Consider the following 11,488-nt stretch of genomic DNA (forward strand, 5'->3'; position numbering starts at 1 on the left):
CGCAGTTGCACCGCCCCAGCCCCTTGAACCAGCGCGCCTTCTCTCCCTTGCAGGCCCCTCTCAGAGCGGCAGGGCTCGGACCTGGACGTTCGTCAGCGACACAATGACCCCGTTTAAATGCGGGATATGGCATTTAAAAAAGATTTATTTGATACATTTGGCAAAACCACTTTGACACCGGCCTGACATGCTGAGACAAGCCCTGCACGACACCCTGAGCCCGCGACTGCGCACTCAGTTGATCCGCCGTGCATGGGCCGGAACTGGCATCGTGGGTGTCTGTCTGGCGGCCCTCGCCACGTTCTGGCTTTACGCCAGCCAGGCCAGCCTGAAGGCCCAGGCCTTCGAGACCGCACGGGTGACGGCGCAGAGCCTGCAAAAAGTGATCGAGCTTGATCTGCTGCATCTGGACAGCCTGCTGACCGATGCCGAATGGCGTCGGCACGCTCGGCTCGCGACCGGGTCGTTTGAACAAGCCAGCGGACAGACCCTGCTGGCCCAGGGCCTGATGGCCGTGGGAAGGCTCGACCCGGCGGGCCGACGAATCCGATGGAACAGCCGAGAACCGATCGCAGGATTGCCCGCTCTGGAACAAGAAATCATCGGGGCCTTGCAGGCCGCCAGTACAACCAGGCTGTCGGTCCTGGCCTTGGTTCAACTGGCCCAGCCTGATGGGCGGTGGGTGCTTGTGTTGGGTCGCCAAGGGCTGAGCACGGCCGGGGACAACGATGGGGCGGTCCTTGGCTTGCTGCCCGCAGCGCATTTTCAATCCTTGATGGACACGGTCGCCATGGGGCCACAGGGCGCCATCAGCCTGCGCCATACCCCCTCGATGCGCCTGCTTGCCAGCAAGCGCTTCGGGCCGGGTGGCGAGGCACAAGACCCCTTCGGTGAATCAAGACTGTCCGACGACTTTCTGCATGCTCTGGCCCGCCAGACCGACACGGGCGAATTCACGGCTCGCAGCGACGTCGACTCCGTGGAACGCAACTATGTCTACCTGAGCGTGCCCGACCAGGCCGTGACGGTGATCGCGGGTGTGGCCACCGCAGGCTATCTGCACCTCTGGCGCCTTCAGGCGCTGCAGGTGATGGCGCTGGCCCTGCTGGCACTGAGTGTCATCGCCTGGTACACATGGCTGATCTACCAGGCCTGGGACCGCGAGTCGACCCATGCCCAAACCCTGGCTCGACAGGGCCAGCGCCTACAGGCGCTGCTGAGGATGGCCAGCGACGGCACCCATGTGCTGGATGCCAGGGGCACACTGATCGAAGTAGGGGACACCTTTCTGACGCTGCTGGGCTATCGGCGCGCTCAGTTGATCGGTCGCCCCATGTCCTTGTGGCTGCCAGGCTTCAGCCCGCGACACGTCCAGGTGTGGGGCCGGATGCTGGATCGGCGGCCCCATCTGCGCCGCGAAGCCCAGTTTCGAAGAGCTGATGGGCGGCAGGTCTGTGTCGAAATCTATGCGGCCAAGGTGACCCTCGATGGCCAGGCGCTGGTGTTCTGCTCGGCTCGGGACATGACCCACCGAAACGAACTGGAGGCACGGCTCAAGGCCTCCAATGACCGCGCACAAGACCTCTGGGACAACGCACCCTGTGCCTACCACGTCATGGACGATCAAGGTACTTTCCTGCAGATCAATGCCACGGGCCTGCGCTGGCTGCAACACCCCAGTGACGACCTGATCGGGTGCAGGTCGCTGGCCGACTTCCTGGCGGGAGACGATCGACAGGTTTTTGCCAGGCTGCTGGACAAGGTCCGGACAGAGGGCCTGGCCCAGGACATGGAGGTGGACCTGCTGGCCACAGTGGACACGCCCAGGCGCCGGGTCAGCCTCAGTGCAACCGCCATCCCCCAGGCCTCAGGCACGCACCGGCAGATACGCACGGTCATGTACGACGTCACCAGCCTGCACCACATGCAGCAACGACTCGATGGCCTCGTCAATGAGCAACAGGCCATGCTGGACAACGACCTGATCGGCATCTTGAAGCTGGTGGACCGCAAGGTGGTGTGGATGAATCGCGGGGTGACCCGGATCTTCGACTTTGAGCAAAGCGAGCTGGTGGGGCAACCGATTCGCGCCCTGTACGCGGATGAGGCCAGCTACGTCCGGGTGGGTGAGCAGGCCTACTCGGCGCTGTCGGACCGAGGACGCTATCGCACGGAAATCCAGATGCGTCACAAGAACGGCAACATCCTCTGGATCAAGGCTTTCGGCAGCCATCTGGCGGGCAAGGAAGGCGAGTCGCTCTGGTTGATCGAAGACGTCACGCAGGCCCACCAATTGTTCGAGAAGATCGAGGCACTGGCCTACCACGATGGGCTGACCGGATTGCCCAACCGAAGGATGATGACTGATCGGCTGGAGACGGCGATTGCCAACGCACGCAGAAACGGGCTGGTGATTGGTGTGTGCTTCATGGACCTCGATGGCTTCAAGGCCGTCAATGACCAGAACGGTCACGAGGCGGGCGATCTGCTGCTGCAAGAAATAGGTCGCAGGCTGGAGCGTGAGCTCAGGCCTGCAGACACGGTGAGCCGCACCGGAGGCGACGAGTTCGTGCTGATCCTGAACCCTCTGGGCACCAGGCGCGATCACGAGCAGGTCCTGAATCGCATCCTGGCCTGCGTGCGCCAGCCCATCGCACTGGGCAACGGCACCGAGGTATGCGTGGGCGCCAGCATCGGCGTGTCCTTCTTTCCAGACCACGGCAACGCGGCAGACATGCTGCTGCGCCAGGCCGACCAGGCCATGTACGAAGCCAAGGCCCAGGGCCGAGGTCGGATCTGCGTGGCAGCCCTGCCCGAAACGCCAACGAGCGACCCCATGGCGCCAGCGCCTCAGGCCATCCTTTGCACCAATTGAGGCGCCCCCTGCGCATCGCCTGTCTTGCCCGCCGTTCCCGCTGGACAGAATTGAGAGATGAACGGTATCCTGAGCGCCACAAGCCATGAATGCTTGGCCCAGCGTGGACTATCGACCCGCGCGAACGGCCACCATCAAAACATCAGGCTGAAGACTGTTCATCGCAGTGCACCGACCCTTGAGGGACGGCCAGAAAAACAATAAATGAGCACCGATGCCGTGTCGCACATCGACAGGCTTTGACGTCAACAGCTCAACCCTTGAGGGAGGGGTATGCAGGGTCTTGCAGGGTTCAATCCGTCTTGCCGCCATTTGCTGGACGCCACGCTGAACGTGGTGCCCCACGGCATGGCCTTGCTGGACACAGACTTCCGATATCTGAGCATCAACACCTGTCTGGCCCAATCGAACGGCCTGCCCGTCGACGCCCACCTGGGCCGGACCGTGCGCGAAGTGCTGCCCACGGCGGCCGATCGGATCGAAGAGTTGCTGCAGCGTGTGCTCAGCACAGGTTTGCCAGTGATCGACGAGGTCGTCATGGAGCCCGGCGTCGAGCCCGGCCCGGGCGCGCCACGTGAGGCGGCCCGCTGCTGGCGGGCCAGCTACCACCCCTACCGCGACGAGCAGGGCTCGCTGCAGGGCGTTCTCGCGCTCGTGCAGGACGTGACCCTGCAGCGTCAGAACGAGTTGCAGAACGAAGCCCATGAACGGCATCTGCAAAGGCTGCTCAACACCTTGTTCGCCTTTGTCGGCATCCTCTTGCCCGATGGCACGCTGATCGAAACCAATCAGGCGCCGCTGGACGCCGCCGGCATCGGCATGGACGCTGTGCTGGGGCGCAAGTTCTGGGACTGCCACTGGTGGAACTATGACCCCGGTGTGCAAGGGCAGCTCAGGGATTCGGTGGGCCAGGCCGCCCAGGGCGAGGTGGTGCGTTTCGATGTGGTGATGCGGTCGCGCGAAGATGGCCGCATCACCACCGACCTGATGCTTGCCCCCCTGCGCGACAGTGCCGGCGTCATCACGCACCTGATCGCCTCGTCGATCGACATCAGCAGCCGCCAGCAAAGCGAACAGGAATTGCGGCAGAGCGAGGAGCGCTTCAGGCAGGCCGTGGAGTCGTCGCCGGACGGCATGGCCATGGTCGACATTCACGGGCGCCTGCAGATGGTCAACGGAAAAATGGTTGCATTGTTCGGCTATTCGCGCGAGGAGTTTCTCGGCATGACCATCGAGATGCTGATGCCCGAACGCTACCGGGCACGCCATCCCAGCCTGCGCCAGACCTTCTTCGCCCAGCCCTCTGCCCGGGAAATGGCACAGCGGCGTGAGCTGTACGCACGCCGCCGTGACGGCAGCGAGTTTCCGGTGGAGATCGGCCTCAACCCGATCACCACCAGCCAATCCCAGCGTGTGCTGGCCACCATTGTTGACGTGACGGATCGCAAGGCGGCCCAACTGCAGATCGAGCGGGCCCTGGGCGAAAAGACCGCCCTGTTGGGGGAGGTGCATCACCGTGTCAAAAACAACCTTCAGGTGGTCTCCAGCCTGCTGAGCCTGCAGGCACGCCATGCCCCGCCCCAAGCCCAGGCCTTGCTGGAAGAAAGCCAGCGCCGGGTCAAGGCCATGGCCCTGATCCACCAACTGCTGTACGAGCGGCACGACTTCAACGAGATCGACCTGGGGACCTACCTGGAACGGCTGGCCAGCCTGCTGCGCGAATCGATGCTCCGGGGCAGACCGCATGTGCAACTGCTGGTGCACCACCGCCACAAGGTCGCACTCGACCTGCAACGTGCCGTGCCCTGCGGCTTGCTGGTCACGGAACTGGTGACCAACGCACTCAAACACGCTTTCCCGGACCAGCGGCCCGGCGAGGTCCAGGTCATCCTGGACCGTGATGCACAGGGCCGGGGCCGCATCGTGGTCAGCGACAACGGCATCGGCCTGCCTGAAGGACCGGCGTTGGGCCAGGCCCGGTCGCTGGGCTTTCAGCTGATCCCGCTGCTGGTGGAGCAGCTGCAAGGCCAGTTGCACATGGCAAGTGAGCAGGGAACCCGCTTTGACGTGGTCCTGCAGCCGTTGGACGACTCCACCCAGGAACACCGGGACGTGCCATGAAAAACACCCGCATCCAGATTGTCGAAGACGAACGCATCGTGGCACTCGACCTGAAGCAGGCCCTGGAGGCCCTGGGGTGCGAGATCACAGGCATCGTGGCCACCGGCCCCGCAGCGATCGAATTGGCACGGCGAAGCCCACCCGACCTGATCCTGATGGACATCCACCTGGAAGGACCGATGGACGGCACCGAGGCGGCCCGCGCGATCCGATCGGTCGTTCCTGTGCCCATCATCTTTCTGACGGCCTACGCCGAAGACGACAACCTGCGCAGAGCGGCGGCCAGCGCACCCTATGGTTACCTGGTCAAGCCCTATGAGATGCGCGAGCTGCGCGCCACCTTGCAGATGGCCCTGAGCCGCCGCACCGCCGAGCTGGACATCGAAAGCGCCGAGGAGCGGCTGCGGCTGGCGGTCGATGCCGCTGAGCTGGGTGTATGGGAGTGGGACACGGACAGCGGACACCTGAAGATCGGAGGGCATTTCTCACGCATCGTAGGGGGCGCCCCCACGACCTTTCTGGAAGGTGAGAGCGCCTTGCTCCATCAGGTCCATGGCGACGACCGCGCCGTGCTGGTCGAGGCCCTGCAACAACCTGGCATGGCCTGCGCCACCGTGCGCCTGCAGCGCGATGCCGGGGTGCATCTGTGGGCCGAGATCCACGCAAAACGGCACGGTGAGCACCGCGTTGTCGGGGTGCTGCGCGATGTGACAGAGCGCAAGGAAATGGAGGAAAAGCTGCGCCAGGCCAGCGTCGTTTTCCGCACCACGGCCGAGGGCATCGCGATCATGGACAAGCAACAACGCATCGTGTCGATCAACCCAGCGTTCACCCTGCTGACCGCCATGGAGCCCGACGAAGTGATTGGCCGCACGCCAGACGAGGTGTTGCACGCGCGTCGGCACAGCCCCGTCTTCTACGAACGACTGGAGGCTTCGGAACACGGCTACTGGAACGGTGAAACCGTGTGTCTGAGGCGGTCCGGCGAGCGCTTCACCGCCTGGGAACACGTGTGCGCCGTGCGCGATGACCTTGGCCAGGTGGTCCAGTACGTGCTGGCCTTCTCCGACCTGAGCGCCATTCGCGACGCTGAACTGCAACTCAATCACCTGGCCTTTCATGACGCCCTCACAGGGCTCGGCAATCGCAACCTGCTGGCCGAGTGCATGGAGAGTGAAATCGAGCGTTCCCGGCGCTCCGGCATACCGATTGCGTTGATCTTCATCGACCTGGATGGGTTCAAGACGATCAACGACACCCTGGGCCATGCCGTGGGTGACGAGCTGCTGAAACAGGTTGCGCAACGCCTGCGTGGAACAATCCGACGCGCAGACATGGCGTTTCGCCTCGGCGGGGATGAGTTCGTGGTGCTGGCACCCGACATGCTTCGCATCGAGGACGGAGCCGGCCTGGCCGACAAGCTGTTGCGGGCCGTGCGCGAGCCCCTGGACTTGAGCGGTCACAAGCGCCTGGTGGTGTCGGCCAGCCTGGGAATCGCGGTCTTTCCAGCCAACGGCGAGGATGTGGACCACCTGATACGGGCTGCCGACAGTGCCATGTACGACGCCAAGCGACGGGGTCGCAACCGCTATTGCTTCTACGCGCCGGAGATGGCAGAGCGGGTTCATGAACGCATGCGGATCGAGCAGGGGCTGCGCCACGCCGTCGAACACCAGGAGCTGATGCTGTACTACCAACCGGTCGTGGCGCTGCCAGGGCGGCAGATCATCGGCGTCGAAGCACTGGTGCGCTGGCAACACCCCGAGAACGGACTCGTGTCACCGGCCCGGTTCATCCCCGTTGCGGAAGAATCCGGACTCATCGAGGCCGTGGGACGCTGGGTCTTGCACGCGGCCTGCCAACAAGGTGCCGCCTGGCACCGGCAAGGCCACCCAAACCTGACCGTGGCGGTCAACGTCTCGGTCCGCCAGATGGCGGCAGAAAACTTCATACAGGATGTGACCGAAGCGCTGGAGGACTCTGGATTCACGCCGCAATTTCTTGAACTGGAAATCACGGAAAGCCTGCTGCAGGAGTTGGAGCTGAGCCGGCGGGTGCTGTGGCAATTGCGATCCATGGGCATCCGCATCGCGGTGGACGACTTCGGGACCGGATTTTCTTCGTTGTCTTATCTGAAGCATCTGCCCTTGGATCGCATCAAGATCGATCAGTCCTTTGTGCGGGACCTGCCCGGCAATGCCAACGACATGGCCATCGTGCGAGCCATCATCGGGCTCAGCAAGACCTTGGAGATGGAAGTGACGGCGGAGGGCATCGAGACCGAGGCACAACTGGCCTTTCTGTGTGCGCAGGGCTGCCCCATGGGACAGGGCTATCTGTTCGCGCGCCCGATGCCGCCGCAGGAGCTGGCCGTTTTGCTGGGGCCGGGCAGCCCTTGATGGTTCGGGCTCCGGCGTGCCTCCGGGCGCCGCGTCAGGCCCTGGGTGCGGTCGGGGGCTGCGCCCGCGGGGGAGGCACCAGCGGGAGGTGCACGCTGAACGTTGTCCCGACACCGGGTGTTGAGTCGACCTCGATGCGGCCCCCATGCTTCTGAACGATGGAGTAGGAAAGCGACAGGCCCAGGCCGGTCCCTTGCCCAACAGGTTTGGTGGTGTAGAAAGGTTCAAAAATGCGCTTCTGGACGTCCTCGGACATGCCGCAGCCGGTATCCGACACCGAAACCACCACCCAACCGTCGCGCAACTCGGTCTGAAGCACGATCCGACCTTTGTCCTGGATCGCTTGCGCCGCATTGACAATCAGGTTCATGAACACCTGATTGATCTGGGCCGCCAGGCATTTCACCCGTGGCAGGACGGCGTAGTTCTTGATGACTTCAGCCTTGTACTTCACCTCATTTCTGACGACGTTCAGCGTCGAATCCAGCCCCTGGTTGATGTCGGCCTCTGCCCACTCATCGTGGTCCACCCTGGAAAAATCCTTGAGGTCTTGCACAATCCGCTTCACACGGTTGAGACCGTCTTCTGTCTCGCTGAGCAGGTTGGGCAGGTCTTCGGCCAGAAACTCAAAGTCAAACCGCTCAAATGAGGCTGCGAGATCGGCCCAGGCGCGATCAGCAGGCGGGCGATCCTGCATTTTCAACAACGCCATCGCGGTCCGCCCGACCTCCAGCAGGTCTTTAGAATACCGACCCAATGCCCCGATGTTCGAACTGACAAAGCCAAGCGGATTGTTGATTTCGTGAGCCACCCCGGCGGCCAACTGCCCTATCGAGGCCATTTTTTCAGACTGAAGCAGTTGATTCTGGGCCTCTTCCAGCTTGTCATTGATATCCTTGATCCGATCAAAATTTTTCTGCAGATTTTCATGAGCAGTCTTGATATCGGTTCGATCCAGCAATAGCCACCACGAACTTTCGTCACCAGCGCCTGGTTGAGCCGGATATCCAATCAATTGAATCCAGCGCAGGTTTCCCAGATGGGTTTTCATTCGGGCTTCATAATTGAAAGCCGCCCCCGCCTTGAGCATTGGACGCGACATTTTTCGAATGAAGTCGTAATCATCGCGGCTGGCAAATATGTGCTCAACCCGCAATTGGTCGATGGGCAGATCTTGCAATTCGAACATTTCGACAAAGGTGTCATTCAATCTCGAAATCACACCGTCCTTGATCTTGACAATGCCAATGGGGGCATTTTCCAGCAGCGCCTCAATTTGCTGATGCTGCGCGCGCACCTCGGCCGTGCGTTCTGCCACCGACCACTCGAGCGCCAATTGCTGACGGCGCAGCGCGTCCTCGGCATCTCTGCGACTGGTGACGTCCTGCAAGGTTTCGATGGCCCCCACCAGCTGGCCCTTTGAATTGCGCAACGGCGCTGCCGAAAAATACAACCAGCAACCACTGGCGCCGATGTTCGGAAAGAAGTCTTCGGCCTCGACGGCATTCGGGATCAGGTTGGATTTCTTTCCGAGGCCCTTGTACAACACAGGCATCGCGGCATCCACCGAGCCTTCGATGATCAAATCGGCCAGAATCGGCCGAGCACTGACATAAAAAGGGCGCCATGCATCACGCCCGCCGACCATGGCCGCCTTGCTGACCCCGGTCAAATGCTCAGCCGCCGCATTCCAGTGGGTCACGACGTGGTCGGCATTCATGACCAAGGTCGCGACCGGGTCATTCTCGATGATCTGATTGAGTCGCTGCCCCATCTCCATCAAACTGTCCTGAACAATTCGAATGTCGCTCAGGTCCTGGCAGGTACAGATCACCACCGCCCGCTCTGCCATGGCATGTTTGACACCTGTGAGTTCGATGCATCGCGTCAAGCCGCTTGCGGAGCGGATGTCCAACTCGATCGACGGGGACGCCACGTTGCTGTCCAGGCAGGTGCGCAAGTAATGATTCGCCTTGGATGAATGCTCATCGGAGAAAAAATCAATGCCCGTCGTGGACTGCAGATCCGCCAGACTGCGGCCCAGCAAACGCAGCATCTTTTCATTGGCATGAACAATCCTTTGCCCATCGCAGACAAAGATGGGCTGACTGATGGCCTCAAGTATCTTCAATTCCAGAACACCCATCATCAACTCGCTGAAAATCCAGGTTGAACATCGCACCGTCCGGGACAGTTCCTTCAGTCGGAGGCGGCAGGTCTGAATTGAATCAGCCCCACACCAGCCAACTCCCTCTGATAGCGATCATCGGACGCCTTATTCAAAGCCATAGCAATATCTCGGCACAACTCGTCAGACACCCACGGCTTGATGAGGTATTTATATATATTCAACTCATTGACTGCAGTGCGCATGACTTCAAACTCTGTGGAGGCACTGAGCATCAGAAGAACGGCATCCGGCTGCAGTGCCTTGGCGATCTTGATGAACTCAAGACCACTCATGTCGGGCATCAAATAATCTGAAACGATGACATCGAACTCGATCTCACGCACCCACTCAAGCGCCTTTTGCAGGTCGGACGTGAAATAAATATCTGCCGTTTCAGACAGCGCCGGAAGCAGCACGCGCTTGAGTGCTGAAATGATATTGGGCTCGTCGTCGATGAAGATGATTCTTTGTTTCATGATCGATCCTCAGTCATTCTTGATGTGAAAAATATAATGACTCGATTCTCTGGCTTCACGCGACCGGATGCGTTTGATCAGGTCAGCATGAATCACATGACCGGCAGACAGCAGGATCAGCCCCTCGGGAGACATCAGATCCCGGGCCAGGCACATGCCGGCACGCAAGGCCTCTGAGCGCAGCTGCCGAGGTGGCTTTTCAGCTTGGGGTTGAGCTGCCAGCAGCATTTGCAGAAAGACATCAACGATTTCTGGATCAAACTGGCTGCCTCGCCCCCTGGAAATCACCAGCCGGGCATCCGCATCACTCAATCTGGCACTGGTGATGCGTCCGAAGCACAGGTCATCGTAGGTGTCGACGATTCCGATGATGCGGGCCCCCAGCGGAATCTGCGTGCCGTGCAGCCGATCCGGAAATCCCGCCCCGTCATGACGCTCGTGATGCGAGCGGATGATGCTGGCAACCCCCTGCTGATCATCCTGCGACAACAGGATCTGCTCACCAAAAGAAGGATGCTTTTCATAGCTCAGCAAATCGTCGCCCTGCAACAATGAAACCGGCTTTTCAATCACCGAATCAGGGAGCGAGATCAACCCGATGTCATGAATCAGGCCGGCAATGAAAATATCTTGAAGCTCTTGTTCAGAGCAATCCATGACTTTGGCCAGTTTTCGCGCCATGTCGGCCACTCGACGCGAATGCCCAGCCAATAAACCCTCTCGCCATTCAAGCAGGGTCGAGAATATTTTGATGGAATTGATGTGGCTTTTTCTGATTTGTTGCGCCATGCGTTCGACTTCTTTGGTACGAGCTTGCACACGCTCTTCCAAGGATTCGTTCAGGCGATTCAATTCCTCATTTCTGGAAAGAAGCTCCGCTTGCAGACGCAGATTTTCTCTCTCCATGCGATGACGTTCAAAGGCTTGGTTGATAACCCCCAGTACCTCAATATCATTCCAGGGCTTGGCAATATATCGGTAAATCTCGCCTTTATTGATGGCCTCGATGGTTGAACTGACATCCGAGTAGCCGGTCAACATGACCCGGGTGATCGAGGGCCACTTTTGCCGCGCAATCCCCAAGAACTCGGCGCCCTGCATGCCGGGCATTCGCATGTCAGATATGATCAAATCCACTTTTTCTTCTGCGAGCCGGGCAATCGCTTCCTCGGCACTGTTGGCGCCGAGAAATTGATAGCCACAGGGCTTCAGCAGCCTGCGCAGAGAACTCAGGATGTGAGGCTCATCGTCGACACACAAAATAGTCCAGCTTTCACTGGATTCTTGGGTCGAAGCAGTCATTGCGGGTCCTCTCTGCTGAGATATTCATTGGCCCGTCGCTCTGAAACCTGTCGCCATATTCTCAAAAGAAACGGTGCCTTGGTTCAGTCTACACAAGACCCGATCATTTTCAGGCTGGATTGACCCTGAATTTATCGACGACTGA

6 protein-coding genes are annotated in these 11,488 nt (G+C 60.4%); 3 read left to right on the forward strand and 3 right to left on the reverse strand.

Going from position 1 to position 11,488, the window contains the following annotated elements; genetic code table 11:
- Positions 1 to 187 precede the first annotated feature (187 nt).
- The 3 genes from AC07VS_RS13255 (at position 188) to AC07VS_RS13265 (ending at position 7,395) form a co-directional block, all read left to right on the forward strand.
- Positions 188 to 2,875: a diguanylate cyclase domain-containing protein gene (locus tag AC07VS_RS13255; protein WP_494751165.1), complete on the forward strand. Its 2,688-nt coding sequence runs from the start codon at positions 188 to 190 to the stop codon at positions 2,873 to 2,875.
- A gap of 273 nt (positions 2,876 to 3,148) precedes the next feature.
- Positions 3,149 to 4,996, forward strand: a complete 1,848-nt coding sequence (locus AC07VS_RS13260; RefSeq protein ID WP_494657183.1) for a PAS domain S-box protein — start codon at positions 3,149 to 3,151, stop codon at positions 4,994 to 4,996.
- Positions 4,993 to 7,395: a two-component system response regulator gene (locus AC07VS_RS13265; protein WP_494657184.1), complete on the forward strand. Its 2,403-nt coding sequence runs from the start codon at positions 4,993 to 4,995 to the stop codon at positions 7,393 to 7,395. Before AC07VS_RS13260 ends, AC07VS_RS13265 begins: the two co-directional genes overlap by 4 nt.
- 34 nt (positions 7,396 to 7,429) lie before the next feature.
- Here AC07VS_RS13265 and AC07VS_RS13270 read toward each other — a convergent pair whose 3' ends face one another.
- The 3 genes from AC07VS_RS13270 to nosR are packed head-to-tail and all read right to left on the reverse strand — an operon-like array spanning position 7,430 to position 11,343.
- Positions 7,430 to 9,544, reverse strand: coding sequence for an ATP-binding protein (locus AC07VS_RS13270; protein WP_494751166.1), 2,115 nt, complete (start codon positions 9,542 to 9,544; stop codon positions 7,430 to 7,432).
- A gap of 50 nt (positions 9,545 to 9,594) precedes the next feature.
- Positions 9,595 to 10,041, reverse strand: coding sequence for a response regulator (locus AC07VS_RS13275; protein ID WP_494657186.1), 447 nt, complete (start codon positions 10,039 to 10,041; stop codon positions 9,595 to 9,597).
- Positions 10,042 to 10,050: 9 nt separating this feature from the next.
- The gene (gene nosR, locus AC07VS_RS13280; RefSeq protein WP_494751167.1) at positions 10,051 to 11,343 is read right to left on the reverse strand and encodes a response regulator c-di-GMP phosphodiesterase, NosR family; all 1,293 of its coding nucleotides are present in this window, start codon (positions 11,341 to 11,343) and stop codon (positions 10,051 to 10,053) included.
- Between the last annotated feature and the right edge of the window lie 145 nt (positions 11,344 to 11,488).

It is taken from the genome of Curvibacter sp. GW821-FHT01G03, from assembly GCF_059422285.1.